At 38.1% G+C, this 15,617-nt stretch carries 17 protein-coding genes; 7 read left to right on the plus strand and 10 right to left on the minus strand.

Going from position 1 to position 15,617, the window contains the following annotated elements:
• Positions 1 to 46 precede the first annotated feature (46 nt).
• Positions 47 to 1,084 carry a DUF5677 domain-containing protein gene (locus tag ACNSN3_RS17775; protein ID WP_418609234.1) on the plus strand — a complete coding sequence of 346 codons (1,038 nt, stop codon included), beginning with the start codon at positions 47 to 49 and terminating at the stop codon, positions 1,082 to 1,084.
• An 82-nt stretch (positions 1,085 to 1,166) separates the two neighbouring features.
• Here ACNSN3_RS17775 and ACNSN3_RS17780 read toward each other — a convergent pair whose 3' ends face one another.
• From ACNSN3_RS17780 to ACNSN3_RS17800, 5 genes are all read right to left on the minus strand, one after another.
• Positions 1,167 to 2,210, minus strand: a complete 1,044-nt coding sequence (locus ACNSN3_RS17780) for a patatin-like phospholipase family protein (RefSeq protein WP_418609236.1) — start codon at positions 2,208 to 2,210, stop codon at positions 1,167 to 1,169.
• Positions 2,211 to 2,304: 94 nt separating this feature from the next.
• On the minus strand, positions 2,305 to 3,711 hold the full coding sequence (locus ACNSN3_RS17785; RefSeq protein WP_418609238.1) for an alanine/glycine:cation symporter family protein: 1,407 nt from the start codon (positions 3,709 to 3,711) through the stop codon (positions 2,305 to 2,307).
• A gap of 522 nt (positions 3,712 to 4,233) precedes the next feature.
• Positions 4,234 to 5,187: a patatin-like phospholipase family protein gene (locus ACNSN3_RS17790; RefSeq protein WP_418609835.1), complete on the minus strand. Its 954-nt coding sequence runs from the start codon at positions 5,185 to 5,187 to the stop codon at positions 4,234 to 4,236.
• Between the two features lie 238 nt (positions 5,188 to 5,425).
• Positions 5,426 to 6,415, minus strand: coding sequence for an LLM class flavin-dependent oxidoreductase (locus ACNSN3_RS17795; RefSeq protein WP_248526989.1), 990 nt, complete (start codon positions 6,413 to 6,415; stop codon positions 5,426 to 5,428).
• A 143-nt stretch (positions 6,416 to 6,558) separates the two neighbouring features.
• Complete coding sequence (locus ACNSN3_RS17800; RefSeq protein WP_418609240.1) at positions 6,559 to 7,305, minus strand: siderophore-interacting protein; 747 nt, start codon at positions 7,303 to 7,305, stop codon at positions 6,559 to 6,561.
• A gap of 103 nt (positions 7,306 to 7,408) precedes the next feature.
• Here ACNSN3_RS17800 and ACNSN3_RS17805 point away from each other — a divergent pair, with 103 nt between their 5' ends.
• From ACNSN3_RS17805 to ACNSN3_RS17815, 3 genes are all read left to right on the plus strand, one after another.
• Entirely contained in the window at positions 7,409 to 7,828 is a 420-nt protein-coding gene (locus ACNSN3_RS17805) for a MarR family winged helix-turn-helix transcriptional regulator (RefSeq protein ID WP_418609242.1), read from the plus strand.
• 81 nt (positions 7,829 to 7,909) lie between these two features.
• Complete coding sequence (umuD, locus tag ACNSN3_RS17810) at positions 7,910 to 8,323, plus strand: translesion error-prone DNA polymerase V autoproteolytic subunit (protein ID WP_010388819.1); 414 nt, start codon at positions 7,910 to 7,912, stop codon at positions 8,321 to 8,323.
• Complete coding sequence (locus tag ACNSN3_RS17815; protein WP_075170161.1) at positions 8,311 to 9,567, plus strand: Y-family DNA polymerase; 1,257 nt, start codon at positions 8,311 to 8,313, stop codon at positions 9,565 to 9,567. Before umuD ends, ACNSN3_RS17815 begins: the two co-directional genes overlap by 13 nt.
• Here the strand turns inward: ACNSN3_RS17815 and ACNSN3_RS17820 are convergent.
• From ACNSN3_RS17820 to ACNSN3_RS17840, 5 genes are all read right to left on the minus strand, one after another.
• The gene (locus ACNSN3_RS17820; protein WP_010388821.1) at positions 9,564 to 10,019 is read right to left on the minus strand and encodes a hypothetical protein; all 456 of its coding nucleotides are present in this window, start codon (positions 10,017 to 10,019) and stop codon (positions 9,564 to 9,566) included. The genes ACNSN3_RS17815 and ACNSN3_RS17820 overlap by 4 nt on opposite strands.
• A gap of 246 nt (positions 10,020 to 10,265) precedes the next feature.
• Entirely contained in the window at positions 10,266 to 10,784 is a 519-nt protein-coding gene (locus tag ACNSN3_RS17825; RefSeq protein WP_054201571.1) for a DUF4240 domain-containing protein, read from the minus strand.
• Positions 10,781 to 10,975 carry a YwbE family protein gene (locus tag ACNSN3_RS17830; RefSeq protein ID WP_008468098.1) on the minus strand — a complete coding sequence of 65 codons (195 nt, stop codon included), beginning with the start codon at positions 10,973 to 10,975 and terminating at the stop codon, positions 10,781 to 10,783. The genes ACNSN3_RS17825 and ACNSN3_RS17830 overlap by 4 nt, the downstream gene beginning before the upstream one ends.
• Positions 10,976 to 11,113: 138 nt before the next feature.
• The gene (locus ACNSN3_RS17835; protein WP_055012068.1) at positions 11,114 to 11,401 is read right to left on the minus strand and encodes a hypothetical protein; all 288 of its coding nucleotides are present in this window, start codon (positions 11,399 to 11,401) and stop codon (positions 11,114 to 11,116) included.
• 6 nt (positions 11,402 to 11,407) lie between these two features.
• Positions 11,408 to 11,614 carry a hypothetical protein gene (locus tag ACNSN3_RS17840; protein WP_010388825.1) on the minus strand — a complete coding sequence of 69 codons (207 nt, stop codon included), beginning with the start codon at positions 11,612 to 11,614 and terminating at the stop codon, positions 11,408 to 11,410.
• Positions 11,615 to 11,714: 100 nt separating this feature from the next.
• On the opposite strand from ACNSN3_RS17840, the gene ACNSN3_RS17845 reads away from it, so the two are divergent.
• Genes ACNSN3_RS17845 through ACNSN3_RS17855 form a run of 3 tightly spaced genes read left to right on the plus strand, consistent with a single transcriptional unit; the run spans position 11,715 to position 15,617 of the window.
• Positions 11,715 to 12,461 (plus strand): ion transporter, encoded by a 747-nt coding sequence (locus ACNSN3_RS17845; protein ID WP_418609837.1) that lies wholly within the window; start codon positions 11,715 to 11,717, stop codon positions 12,459 to 12,461.
• Complete coding sequence (locus tag ACNSN3_RS17850; protein WP_418609246.1) at positions 12,394 to 13,518, plus strand: tyrosine-type recombinase/integrase; 1,125 nt, start codon at positions 12,394 to 12,396, stop codon at positions 13,516 to 13,518. Before ACNSN3_RS17845 ends, ACNSN3_RS17850 begins: the two co-directional genes overlap by 68 nt.
• Entirely contained in the window at positions 13,518 to 15,617 is a 2,100-nt protein-coding gene (locus tag ACNSN3_RS17855) for a hypothetical protein (protein WP_418609247.1), read from the plus strand. The genes ACNSN3_RS17850 and ACNSN3_RS17855 overlap by 1 nt, the downstream gene beginning before the upstream one ends.

The following is a 15,617-nucleotide window of genomic DNA, read 5'->3' on the forward strand; positions in this document are numbered from 1 at the left end:
TACTTAAATTTTTAATTACTTCTGAAATTTTAATTTTAGGAACTCTATGCATTCAAAAGATATTGTCGAAACTGCTGTTGAAGATTTATATAAAGAGCTATTAAAAAATGGCTCTGATAGTTCTTTTACAAAATCAGAAGTAAAGGACTTTTCATCCCAAGCTAGTCAAAACTTGTTAAAAGCAATTAATTTCTTTTTTGTTGGTGATTCTCTAGTTAACTTTAATTCTTCTCAGCTCTCTAACTTCAATAAAAAACATAAAGATATTTGGCAATTACAAATTGCTTTGCTTGAAAGGTATGTATCATTTACCTGTTGGTTGAGTGAAGTTAATGCTTCATCATTTAATCCAGACAAAAACTATGAAAACGAAATTGTTCTAACTACAGTCTTACTTAATCTTCACGCAAGAGCATGTTTAGTTTCAAAAGAAATCTTAGCCCTATTAAATAATGGCTTTGCTGACGCAGCGATTTCTAGGTGGAGAACTTTATACGAAGTATCTACTACATTAATGTTTATAAAAGATAATGGTGAAAAATGCGCAATTCAATTTTATGACCACAATATAGTTGATAAATTTAACTCTAGCAAAATCCTTTTAGAAATGAAAAATAAGTATCCAAATAGATTGGCTAATACCACTATAGACATGGATAACTTTAAAGAACTAGAGATAAGAGTTGACGAATTAAAACTTAAATATAGTAAAGACTTTGTTTCCGATTATGGTTGGGTAGTTGGGTTTATTGATTATAAAGGCCGGCCACCTGGGTTCAGAGCAATTGAAAAGTCTGTAGGTATTGACCAATTACAGCCATATGCAAAATTAGCTAATCAAAATTTACACTCTAGTTCACAAAGTATGTTCTATAGTTTATCAGCTAAGGGAAATGATCAATTTCTCAATATTGGTAATAATCATATAGGACTTGAAACACCAATAGATTGTACTGTTCTTATTTTGGAAATGATAAATAAAACTTTATTAAATCATTTTAAAGGAATCGATAATACGATTTCAATTGCTGTCTTATCTTATTATTTTAATAAAATAAGAGAATCTCTACAGGATTATAAATAATTAACCCTTACAAGGGCTCAACTCGTTGATAAAAAGTGCTTATCGCCCTTTTTCCAATTCTTATGTACCGTAAATTTAATAACTAATATGATAATAAATCATACCTAGTGTTATTTAATTTATTATCAAATACTTCAGCTAATTTCTCAGTTTCACTAAACACGGTGTTCCAATATTTAATACGCGTGTCTGCATCAAGATCAGTAAAGTCGTTTCTGTCTGGGATTTTCCCGTAAGGTAAGCCGGCTACAAATTCTTTTGATGGGGTGATCATCACTACATTGTCGTAATTTTGTGGTGACACTTTTCGTTTTAAATTTTTATCGAACCACCCTGCCTTTGGATCTGAATTAAAATGTGGATATAAAATTAAGCCAGGGTTATTAATTTTTAAATCAAAGTGGTAATCAATAATGCCGCCATCGCGGTAAATCCCTGGTGGCGAACCGGCAATATTTTTTATACCTTGCATTACAAGTGGTATAGAGCCCGATGCAAGTAAGGCATCTTTTAAATTTGTTTGTGTAAGTGCGATATTTTTGGTTTTAAAATTGTAGCTGTCAGTAATACTTAAATCACTATTGGGCGCGCCAAAAATAAAACGCTCATATTGCGAGCCTAATAATTTTCGATTAATTCTGTTAAGCATATAACTTTTTGATAAACCCAAAAGCTGTATTAATTTATGTTCGCTGGCAATAAACCCGTTAGATTTTGCGACTATAAAATGCGCTTTAAAAACAGGATTATTTATAATTTCAGTAACGCCATCATCACCAAATACATCATCTAATAATGCGCGGGCTTTTAGTGTAATTTCAGCGGGCGTTGGTTTATTACTAGAATATCGGGTTTGTGAATACGATTTTGCTAACCGCTTAATGGCTGCAACTGGATCGTTTTGTGCAAAACAGGCTGAACGAAAAGCCCCTGCAGATGAGCCAATTAAATTAAGCGGTTGGGTGCGATGTTTAAAAAATTCGCCAAATATATATTTGTCTAAACCAAATAAGGTAAACCATTTAGGGCCACCACTTGCCCCTAAAAACGAGGTAAAAATCTCGGGTTTAAAACCTTGTTCGTTTATTATTTTTGCTGCAGTTTTACCCGCATAAATGTCGATCATCTAAAAATACTACCTGTAGAGTCGCAGTTTAATGTTGTTAAAGCTAAACTTAAAAATGAATACTTATGCAATATAAAACTTTTAAACTTTAATCTTAATCCCAAATTCCGTCTTCACATTTGCCCTGCACTTTTACGTTTTTTACTTTAAACTCAGGCTCTATGCCTTTGTCTCTTTGTGCGTGGTAGTCGTTAGTAACAGACAAAATAGTCGGTGTGAGTAGTATAATAGCGATAACGTTTACCACTGTCATTAACCCTAGAGCAATATCAGCTAAATCCCATACTTGTTTTAAGGTAGCCGATGCGCCCCACAACATCATTGATAAATAAAGCAAAGTATAAATACCGCGCCCTACTTTGTTATCGAGCTTAAATAAGTGGAGGTTACTTTCGGCGTAGGCGTAGTTAGCAACCACCGAGGTAAAAGCAAATAAAGTAATGGCAGCGGCTACAAAATACACGCCGCCTTGCGCTAAGTGTGAGGTCATAGCGCTTTGTGTTAAGCGTATGCCTTCCATTTCACCGCTTATATCTACATCGGCCAATAAAATAATAACCGCGGTACAACTGCACAATACGATGGTATCGAAAAACACCCCTAACATTTGTATGTAGCCTTGTGTCGCTGGGTGGTTTGGCACTGGACTGGCACTAGCCGATGCGTGCGGTACACTTCCCGCGCCAGCCTCATTAGAATATAAACCGCGTTGTATACCATTTTTAATGGCTGCACCCATGGCGCCTGCACCAGCTTCTTGCAAGCCAAACGCTGATAAAAATATATCTTTAAGCATGGTAGGTACTTGGGTAAAGTTAATCAGTGTAATTACTACAGCAACAAGCACAAACACGATGCCCATAACAGGCACTACTCGCTCGGCGAATCGGGCAATGGCTTTAAAGCCCCCCAAAATAATAGAGCCTGCTAAAAGTGTGATCACAACACCTGAGTAAAAAGTGGGTATTTCAAATGCGTAATTTAGTGCATCGGTAATGGTGTTGGTTTGCATGGCGCTAAAGGTAAAGCCGTAACCTAAAAACAAACAGGCGGCAAACACAATAGCAAATGCACGACTGCCTAAGCCTTGTTGAATATAATACGCAGGGCCACCTCTGAATTCGCCATTGCTGTCGCGAATTTTATATACCTGGCCTAAAATACTTTCTGCAAATCCGGTTGCCATACCCAGTATAGCAATGACCCACATCCAAAATATGGCGCCGCTACCACCGAGTGATATTGCTACAGCCACTCCGGCTAAATTACCTGTGCCTACTCGAGCACACAGCCCAGTACAGAGCGCTTGAAATGATGAAATATCGTTTTTATTACACTTACTACTGCCTTTTAGCAGGCTAAACATGTGCTTAAATTTAACTAATTGAATTGCTTTTAAGCGTACTGAAAACCATATTCCGGTAAATAGGAGAATGTAAATAAGTACTTGCCCTTCGCCCCATAAAAGGCCATTGACACTTTTTACTACTGTTTCAAACATCACCCGTCCTTTATTTGTTATTTTTATATCCGCTTGCCTCTACATTTATATCTTTATGTGTTTAAAACAATAAATGCACCGCACGTCACGTGAATTTTATTTCAGTTATTGTGAATATAAAATCACACTCATACCTTATCGTTTTTTATAAAAAAATCAATAATATATTTGTAGCTTCAAACAACGCAGCACTAAGCCTTGCGTTAAAATTATACGGCCTCTTATATTTCCAAGATAAGAATAGTACGCTTTGTTAAATTTTGTGCAGGGTAAGTCGACTCACAGTGAGTTTATGAACTGAGATTGGTGGTTGAGTTATGATGCTAGACTGGTTTTATTATTAATATGATGCGTTACAGTGTGTGGTAATTACGCTAGCTTGAGTTGTTTTAGTTTGATCAGTATTTTTTATTAACCCATTAAAATTACAGGCTAAGTTTAACGCCAAAGCAATATACAGTAGGTGCATATTGCTTTGCATGCGGCTTGTTAATTAGCGCTATAAACGCCCTAGAGGCTTGCTTACATTGCGTATTGCGGCTCACTGAAACGGTTTAACTCTGTATGATAGTTTTTTAAATAATCACGACCCGCTTTCAAGCCTAATTTATGATCAAATCGGAGGTCATCATTAGAGCTGCCTAACAATTTGCTATGTAGCTTTTCGTTAGCAAAAATTTGAATAATTTCAGCATCATCTGGGGGATTAGCAATAAATTCAAGCTCGTCTAAGTACGCTTGTTCATGTTGTAACAAATAGTCGAGAGTTTTTGGGCAATATCCCGAAGCACTCGCAAGTGTTCTCAATTTTTGTACCCACGCTGATTCTGCTTGAAAATCGGTGTCTACCGTTCTTATTACTACAATTTTACGGGCGCCACGATTATACGCTTCGCGTACCGGTAAAGGCGCAGCTAATCCACCATCTAAGAAAAAATCAGGGTGAGATTGAGCATCAACTACAGGGCTTTCATTTGCAGAATCAGTACCTAACCAAGGAGTGAGTTGAACACCTTGTTTATACAAAAAAGGTAAAGCACTTGAGGCTTTTAATAGTTCTCGCCAGTGTTTACCATCGCCAGTAGGAGATAAATAATACGGTTTACGATCTCGTGCGTTGGTTGTAGTGATCAGCAGCTCTCTATCACCAAGGCTATTTTTTGCCGTTTTAAAATCTAATGCTCTATTAACCTCAGTGGTTTTTTCGAAATACCAGTCTAAGTCAACAATGTGTTTACCCATTAGGCCACGACCTAATTGAAAAAAACGTTTATGACGCGAAAGCCCTCTGATCAAGCGTTTAGCGTAGCCTTTTTGACGCGCTAAATAACTGGTTAAATTTTGCGAGCCCGCAGACGTGCCTATAAATAAGTCAAACGGGTCGTAGTTTTGCTCTAACCACGCGTCAAGTACACCGGCTGTAAATATCCCTCGCTGGCCTCCACCTTCAGCAATCAATGCAGTTTTAGGGTGCATAGGCTTATTGAATGTGTGTGGAGCAACATTTATTTGAGATTTCACGGTGTACCTCTTAGTTGTTAACTTAACAGATTATGACTTTATTTTAACGTGCTTGATTAAATCCTTAAAACAGATTAATTAAATCAGTTCGATTGAAAATATAAATCACTTATTTTTACTCAATCTGTAACTCAATTCTTTATTTCACTATTAGTTTAACAATGGTTGAGTGTACGCTTGCTTAATAAACAACTTAATTCTTTATTTCTATTAGGATTTGTAACGCTCGATGACGTTTTTCATCGTCATATAAATCGTTGGTGAATATAAGCTCATCGACCCCTAACTGATTCACGATCATTTCTAATTTGTGTTTAATACTTGCAGGCCCACCAGTAACACTTAATCCTAAAAAGCTCTCAACATGAGTACGCTCTTGTTCGCTCCACAAGCCTTCCATTGTTTCAACTGGGGGCTTTAACCACAACTCGTCGCCTCTAATTAATGATAGCACTCGCTGTTTTGAAGTGGTTGATAAGTATTGTGCTTCTTCATCTGTATCGGCAGCCACTAAAGGTAATGCCAACATTACATAAGGCTTAGCTAATACATTTGATGGTTTAAATTCTCGTTTATATAAGGCTATTGCATCATGTACAAAACGCGGTGCAAAGTGCCCCGCAAATACATAGGGTAATCCTTTTTGCGCTGCTAACTGGGCACTAAATAAACTTGAGCCTAAAAGCCAAATAGGCACATTAGTGTTTTCACCGGGTATTGCTCGTACACGCTTAGCTCCCTCGTATGGGCCTAATAGTGTTTGTAACTCGCTCACTTCATTAGGAAAGTTTTCAGCGCGGCTAATGTCGTTATTTAAGGCGCGACTGGTCACCGGATCGCTACCTGGGGCACGCCCTAGCCCTAAATCAATTCGACCAGGATACAAACTCTCTAAGGTGCCAAATTGCTCAGCCACAACTAAAGGCGCGTGATTAGGTAACATAATTCCACCCGACCCTACGCGTATTTTTTTAGTGTTGCCGGCTATGTGCCCTACTAAAATTGAAGTGGCGGCACAAACAATCCCAGGCATATTATGATGCTCGGCTAACCAAAAACGGTTAAAACCTAATTGGTCTGCTTTTTGTGCGTAGGCTGTACTTTTGTTTAAGGTGTCACTAACCGTGGCCCCTTTTTGCATAGGCGCCAGTTCTAGTAATGAAAAAGGGATAGTTGATAACAAAGTAGCATCTCCAAATTAAATAGCGATTTATGACGTGCTAGCCATAAACAATGAGTTTAAAATAAAAGATGGGTGTGTATTACAACTAATTCAAGCCAGCTTATCTTGAAAAGCTAAGGTGTTGCGATTGAGTGATACCAAGGTTAACTATTTTTAGCTGCAGCTTTTTGGCGGTTTAGTTTATATGCCTCTGAATCAAGGCCTTTTTTCCAATAACCCGATGAAACAATTTGACTGCGAGGTATAGCTAATTCATCAGTTAATACGGTTTTTGCTTTGCGTACTAATCCGGCCTCTAGTGCCATAAATACAATAGGTTGTTGCTCACTAAGCGGCACCGATTTTAATGCGTTTATCACATCTGTATCTGGTTTATGTGTTATTAACCAAGTTACATCTCGCGGCGACTCTAAGCTGATCACATCATCTTTTGTTGGTGCATGAATAACCGCGTCAATTTTTGCGTTTTTAGGCAGTTGTTGCACGTAGCCTTTAATTGCATTAACCGAAGTTAAATCGCCAAGTAGTATGTAATGTGAGTGTTCATAATTATCAAGCTTTTTAGGGCCTGGTCCTGCTATACCTACCTCATCGCCTACTTTTGCTTTTTTAGCCCAATTAGTTGCCGGACCTTGGTGCATATTAATTACAAAATCGAGGGTAAGTGCGCCGGTGTGCTCATCAATATGCCTTATAGTGTATGAACGCATACATGAAGTTTTAATATTATAATCAACGCGGCCATTTTGCGGAATAAGCACCTTTACGTAGTTACCAATATATTGAGCGTTCAAGTCGTTAAACTCATCGGAGCCAACAATAATGCGCTGTAAATGTGGGGTTATTTGCTCTGTGCTTAATACTGTTGCTTTGCGTACTTTTTTACCCATATAAATTTACCTCATTAAAAAAGATGAATTGCACAACGCCCCATTGGTTGATAAAATCAACTATATCAATTTAATTGACTTTGTCAACCATTATGGATTCCCTATGCATATCTCATTAGCCAATACATTATTTGCTTTAATGCAAAATTATCGCGTTACCATACGCGAAGCTATTAATGCGGGCGAGCTTGGCTTAAACGCAATGCACGTACGTTGCCTGCATATTATTGCAACAACAACTCAGTGCACTGCTAACGATATTGTTAATCAGACCCAGCGCGACAAGGCCCAAATAGCACGCTTAGTGAAAGAGCTAATCGCATTAAAGTTAATTAACAAAGATGCCAGTGAGCACGACAAGCGCTGTTTTATTTTGTCATTTACCTCTGAAGGTCGCTCGCTTTATGACAAGCTATTAGCCGCCGAGCAGCAAGTAAATGCGCAAATGTGTAAAAACTTAAACCCACAGCAAATCAATGACTTTTTACATACTGCCCAACAAATGATCAAAAACATGGATTGATCTGCCATTCATTACTTGGCATAACGAATATAAAACGCATATACTGTACACTTATACAGTGTGTGCGTTTTAGGTTGTGTTATGTTTGTTATTCCCATTTATATAGAGGCCGGTGTTTGCGGGTTTGAATCGCCTGCAGCACAGTATAGTGAGTTAGGGATATCACTCGATGAGCTATTAATAAAACACCCAGATGCTACGTTTATTGGCGTTGCCTCAGGGTGCTCTATGCAAGAAATTGGTATTTTTGAGGGCGACTTACTGTTAGTTGACCGTGCAGAGATTCCTAAAGATGGCGATGTTATTGTGGCGAACTTAAATGGTTTATTTGTATGTAAGTTGCTAGATAAAACCAATGCGCGGCTGCTCTCGGCTTCTGCTGCTTATAAACCCGTGCAATTAACCGAATCTGATGAATTTCAGCTTGAAGGCGTGGTAACTCGCTCAATTAGGTTACATCGGCAAAGCCCTGAGATACTTTCATGTATGCCTTAGTTGATGCGGTTGCTTTTTATGCCAGTGCTGAAAAGGTATTTGACCCCGCAATTCGTTCAAAACCAGTAGTGGTGCTTACCAATAACGATGGCTGCGTATGTGCGGTATGCCCTATTGCCCGTAAGCTTAATATTCCTAAATTTGGCCCCTATTTTAAAGTAAAGCAATTACTAGCAAAACATCAGGTGGTGGTGCGCTCATCTAACTACGAACTATACGCTAATTTAAGCGATAGAATGATGAACGTTATTGCTCGCTTTTGTGATACCCAGCATATTTACAGTATTGACGAATCGTTTTTGCACTTTAAAGGCTATCAGCCATTAATTACTGATTGGCACCACTACGGACAGCTAATTAGACGTACAGTATGGCGCGAAACCAAACTCCCTGTTGGGGTTGGCTTTGGGCCAACACCGACCTTAGCCAAAGCCGCGAATCATGCTGCTAAAAAACTAGCTGGCTTTAATGGGGTTGCCGTGATTGATGATGAAGCAAGCCGACAAGCTATTTTACAGCAAATGCACTGCCAGGATGTATGGGGAGTGGGCAAACGTATAGCTAAAAAGCTGGCGCTAATGAATATTAATACCGCATGGCAGCTGGCTGAGCAAAGTCCAAAAACAATTCGTCGCCAATTTAGCGTAGTGCTTGAGCGTACAATTAAGGAGCTCAATGGCATTACCTGTTTAAACTGGGACGATGTGCGCCAAGACAAACAAGCTATTTTTTCAACGCGTAGTTTTGGCCAGCGCCTTAGCGATCCTGATGCAGTGAGAACCGCATTAATAAATCATGCCAGTGTAGTTGCACAAAAATTAAGAGCGCAACAGTCGCTAACTCATCGTATTTATATTTTTGCTGCCAGCTCGTCACATGAGCAGGCCTTTTATAAAAAGTCAGCTATGCATCAATTTGATCCGCCCACTAACGATACCCGTGTTATAGCAAGTGCAGTATCAAAGAGTTTTGAGCAGATATATCAGCCGGGTATTCGTTTTTATAAATGCGGAGTGGGTGCATTAGAGCTTAGCCCACAGCAGTTTCAACAACATACTTTATTTGAGAAACAAACCGATAACCCGCAGTTAATGGGCTGCCTAGATGCGATAAATCATCGCTTTGGGAAAGGAATGCTTAGCGTAGCAAGCAGCCAACTAAATGAACGCTGGCATATGAATAGAGCTTTTTTATCGCCGCAATACACAACACGTTGGCGCGATATTCCTAAAATACAGTGTTAGTCAGCAACTTTAATAAATTCGCATTCTACACTTGGGTTATCTAAGGTGTATTTAAGGGTGTTATCGGTTAAAAAAGTAATAGTTTGTTTAATGGTTCTTTCGTGAATTGGATTATCACATCGGCTCATACGTAAACCATTTTCGAGGCCATTAGTTTTGTATTTAAGTGAGCTGGTAATAAAACAATAATTAGGCTTTTGAATAGTACGAGTGCCATTATGTAATGAGTTAAACAAAATCTCTTTACCTAAGCTAAAACCTTGCTCAGGATCTTCAGGGTTATTAAATTGCAATCGACTATTAGTGCACAAACCCGAGTTACTTGAGGTAACTTCGTAATTACCTAGCTTAGTTTTTAATAGTGGAATAAAGCGAGTTTTATTACTTGGGCCTGCCACTGCATAACAGCTAAAAAGGCTTATGGTAAGTAAAACCAGTGTGAAACATTTCATTATAAGCTCTATCCTCGTGTATCAACCATGATCAAGCAATGTGACTATGCCTTAGCTATTTCTAACTATAACAGAGATTTACTATAAAAGATGCGAAGTCGTTAGGTTATGAACTGCCGCGCAAAAACTAAATTAAAATACGTAGCTAACAACAAATACGATTAATCTAGGTGTAAGCTTTATTATCTAAAGGAGGAAGTAAAATGCATTACCTGTGATTAAGTAATGCATTAATAACAAGCTGAGTTACTGCCAATACTTAGCAAATAATTGCGGGTAATTTTGTTTTAAAAACTTAGGTTTGTCTTTAAAGCGCTTACCTTTAGGTTGGTCAAGCCCTGATGGGATAAAGGGTAACTCATCGTCGTTACGTTCTTCATATAACAAACCTGCAATTAGGTCATACTCATCTAAATACGGATAAGGTTGCTCGTTTAAAAAATAAAGCGGCGTGCACTGAGCGAGGCTATCTGGGTTTTCTAGTGCAGCTTTAAATGCGGCTTCACCACGAGAAATTAACCAACAACGAAATTCTGAAAAACCATATTCATCATTACAGCCCGCCATAACAAACGCGGCACCAAATAAATCCCAGGTATAACTTTGACGCATACAAATACTAAACTGCTTATCAAATTCAATTAATTGCTCATCTGATAAGTCACTCAGTGCCGACTTAAGCGATTGGCACACTGAGTCAGGCTCTGCGGTTTTATCTTCCACTGTAACCAGTCGCCAAAAATCAGTTAAGGTTAACTCACTCATGCAATGATCTCTTTTACCCGACCCACTTGGCCGTCTTCTAATTGTACTTTTATTCCGTGCGGGTGATTAGGTGACTTGGTCAATAAACGCGACACAATACCATTGGTTAAAGTACCACTGCGTTGATCTTGTTTAAGCACAATATTAACCTCTGTGCCTGGCGTTATTTGCGAGCGTGTTGGAACGGCCATATTTAATCTCTATTACAATTTTTTTGCGATTATAGCCTGCTTAATAGAATCTCTCCATATTAAAGCTTTTACTAAGACCATAAATGCCAAATACAGCTTAAAATGAGGGATAATTAAACAAAAACACAGTACCGATTTTTACTGCTTAAGAAATGAAATAGCATTGTTTTTTATATGAATATTTAAACTAGCTAATGCATTACAAATAAGCTGCACAATGTAATCTAGCTGGTTATTTTGTTTAGCCTGCTCTAGTGCAATATCATCAATAAAATAACAACTTACAGTAAACTTAGAAGGTAAATTGTTTAAATCTGCCGAGTGAGTAAGAAAGCTAAAGCCCTCAACGTTATCTTTTATTTGCTCGCAAGCAATTGTTAATTGTTGACGAATACGTTTATCTAGCTGCTTTTGGGTTTTGGTCATGGTTTATTACTGCTCGGCAATTTGTTGTTTTTTAAATTCTTTGTAGCTGTCTTGTTGTTGTTTAACACATTCATGGTATTCCTTGTCGGCCATATGGCTGCACTCACCTAATCGGGCTGATTGAATTTCATGATAGCGGCTATCGCTGCTACACCCTGCTAGCACTACGATTACAGATAACGAAAGTAGATACTTTAAGTTATTATTTAACATTCAAAATTCCTTATATTTTCACCGGAAAACTACTAATTTTCGTTACTTTTGCTGTATATTGCACTGGTTTTATATTTATAACCGTTAAGGGCACGTTATGATGTTGTCGCAGTTACAAGAGCTGTTCCAGCGTATCGATAAAAGTAAATTATTTCAATCATTTGTTATTGCAGTTATTGTGGTTTCTGCACTGACCGTGGGTGCGCATACCTATTCATTACACCCTACTGCTGAGCTATTTCTACATTGGATGGATATAGGCATTACGGTGTTTTTCTTGATCGAATTGGTTATTCGTTATATTGCCAGTAAAGGGATCAAAGACTTTTTCTCCAAAGGCTGGAACATATTTGACTTCATTATAGTGATAGGTAGTTTATACCCTGCGGCAGGCTCGACTATTTTTATTGCTCGACTACTACGCATTTTCCGCGTACTACGTTTAGTGTCTATGATCCCAGAGCTGCGCTTATTAGTGAACTCACTAATAAAAGCCATCCCGCAAATGGGCTATATCGCGCTGCTAATGTTTGTGATTTTTTATATTTATGCTGCCACAGGTAGCATGTTGTTTGCTGAAATAAACCCAGTACTGTGGGGCGATGTCTCTATTTCTATGCTTACCTTATTTAGAATCGCCACCTTCGAAGATTGGACCGATTATATACCTTTGTCTTTTCTTATGCTTTTTGTTGACAACTGGCTTTTCTTTGGTCTACATTTTTTATGTCAACAAAAAAACAGGTTGTATAAATTAATTGCTAGTAGAGAGGTAGACAGTGAGAGTCGTCCAAGTAAAAGGGATAAAATATGCGGGGGGTGGGATCAACTTAAGTACAGTTGTTGATGATGAAGATATTCCGTTATTAGCACCTTCCTTATTTCTTCTTCATGTCGCCAGAAACGGTAGAATCTCCGATAACAGAACCACAACGAAATCCTATGCACAAGTCTTAAAAGACTTCTTTGAAGTGTTAAAAGCTTCAGATGATCTGAGCTATTCAGATGTGACGGACGCCCATATGACCGCCTATTTCAATGCTTATCGCGGGCAAAAAAGAGGCAATAAAAAAAGTACGATAGAATATCATGCCACAGTTTTAAACAATTTCTACGCTTACATGAAAAAGATAGGTATATCGGATGCAATTGATTATTTGTCTTTTACTTACGATGACAGTGAAGCACAGAGAAACGTTAAAGATCTTCTAATGGGAGAAATACTCACTATCTACATGGATGAAAAGGAGTTTAAAGATAAAGTATTAGCACAAGTTAAAGTTCAGAATCCATTCATAAGAGAGCGTGACGAATTAGCACTGAAACTTGGTTATTATGCTGGATTTAGAACCCATGAATTGGTTTCGTACAACAATTTGTACGCCCCTTCCTTAAGACGTCAGTTCCCAGAAAAGGATAAGGACGAAATAAGAGCAGATGAACTAGAAATCATAGGTAAAGGCAATAAGTTGCGAACAGTTCACATATCGCCTGAACTTGTATCTGGGATCAATAAATTCTTATGGGGTAGAGGTAAGAGCCTCAAAGGGAGTTTGATGGCAAAGGCTAATGGAGAACCGCTTACGGATTTAAATTATGGCAGCAGATTGTTTACACGCATAAAGACTGCTAATTTGGCTGAATTAAATAGCGACAAGAATAACTGGAAAGCGAGAGTTTACCACTCTCTGAGAAAGTGCTACGCAACCAATAGCGTTAGCTTTTGTTATGATGAAAATAAAGATCCTATGGTGTTTATCCCTCAGTGGCTAGGCCATAACGATGAAGAAACAACAAAAGTCTACATATTCTATGATGCAGTAATATCTAATCGCATCGACGTGATGAACACGCTGTCACTAAACAAATCAGAATATGCTCAAAAATATAAGAGCAAATCCTAATGAAGCTAGTCATAGACAATAACGAAAAAAACGAAAAACATGTAATTTTAGTTGGCGGCAAAGTTAAATGGGTATTGCCGGATGACATGCATGGTCAAAATTTTTTATTGCTTTATATAGATTACACGAAACGTAAGAGTTTTCGTGAGCTATCTCATGACTTTAAGCTAAATAGAGGAAGAGAATTAGTAACTTTTCTTGACTACACGGTTGTATTAATAAGGAAGTATGGCGGTGTGCCATCTGATATATTCTCCCGATATACCTATCATATTAAAAGCACGACCAATAAAACTGGTAATACGTTAAACAGCACTGTTACTGCCATGATTTACATTTTAAAATTATATGGTGGTCAAAAGGAAAAAGTGTATGACTGTGAATACTGGATTCCAGAATTTTATGTAATGATCACTAAAGCTCCAACCTTTACGTGGGAAGAACCCAACCCAAAGCAATCTTTATCAACTAAGTATGATCTAGGGTTTACTAGCACAGAAATGGTTGAATCCTTATTGCTGCTATGTTGCTACATCATCAATACGTTTGATGAGAAGCGTAAGTTGTTGTTGCAAAACAGCAGTCTAGAAAAAGCGGTTTTGGAATCGTTTCAAATAAGTTCAAACAACTATCCGACATACGCCCTAATACCCGATCTGAATCACCCAAAATATAACGTGTCAAGAAGGCTTTATGGAGAACTCGCGAGGGCAATTATTGCTACTGATGATAACTGGCTAATCGAAAGGTTTATGCATGACAATCCCTACCCAGATGAATTTTTACCAGATGAATCTGATATCAAGATTAGACGTAAGGAATGGCTAAAGCGATGGGTCAACAAACGTACAGGGCATATTAAAACCCTGGTTACGATAAATAAAAAGAAGTATAGGATTCAAACCATGAAAACCTATTGCATGAACGACTTACACGGATTGAGCCATGAAGTTGTTTTTGCCATGCAATGTATCTTAGCGTGCCATAGAATTCAAAGTTCCGGCGTAGATAAAATGAACCTCAATGATGTTATTTCAAACAATAAGGGCGTGCAATTTAAATATTTTAAAGGTCGAGGCAAAAAGAAATATGCTACGCCAGTATTAAACAAGGGCACCCTGCCCCACAAAACTGTTCAGATATTTTTAGAACACTTCAAACAGCAACACTCAGGCGTCAATCCGAAGCTTATTCAATACCATAAGTTGCGTGGCAAAACCAATGGTAAAGGCCAGATTGGGGCAAAGAAAGAGGGACGTTTAGATCATTTTTTTATTGATTTGCTCGATGAAAATACCGAAGTGCATAAACACATGAAAGCCGAGCTTAAGGAGGAGTCTGCACCAATTCTAGCTTTTCTTAAAAAGATCTTAGCAAATAATTTGATAGCTATGAAAAATTCTCCTTCTTATGGTGGCGACAAGAAAATGCCCCATGTTTCTTTAAATATTGATTTAATCGCAAGAACACGCATCGAAATCGAAGATGGGAAAAGTGGTGCCGCTGAGCCAAAAGAAAACTCAGAATATGACAAACCCACCTTTGAAGAAAAGGCCGAGAAAGAGGTTGGTGCTATGCTGACAGCACACAGTCTCGAAACTAAACAAAGTACATATGAAAATCGTTCACGCAGCCCAGAAAAAATCAAATCAATGCGTCGTTTTGCGGCACAAGTAGGTGATGCGATGGAGCAAGATGCGCGCGCTGTTGAAGAGCTATTTAATAAAACTAAAGTGCTAAATCTGAAGGCCGTTGCGAAGTTACTCGGTATTGAAGATACAATTAAAGAACAAAAGGATTTGTATGGCATCATAAACCAGGAATTAGGTGACGTAATAGGCGATATTGGAGACGTTGACATTGATGGTAAACGTATCGTAATTCAAACACCTTTAACAGCGGCGCTTATTTTGTCAAAAATTAAACATATTGAAAATGAAATACCAAGATTAAAGCTAGATAGCGAAAAGAAAACATTAAAAGCTCAATTGCACCGAGCATACCTCGACATGCTATTAGCAGAGTTCTCTAGCTCGATAATCAAGGAAGGTGAACTAATGTCTAAAAAGTATGATTTTCCTTTTTCATCAATGGTATAG

Source organism: Pseudoalteromonas sp. US3C1004 (genome assembly GCF_048401065.1).
Lineage (GTDB): Bacteria > Pseudomonadota > Gammaproteobacteria > Enterobacterales > Alteromonadaceae > Pseudoalteromonas > Pseudoalteromonas undina.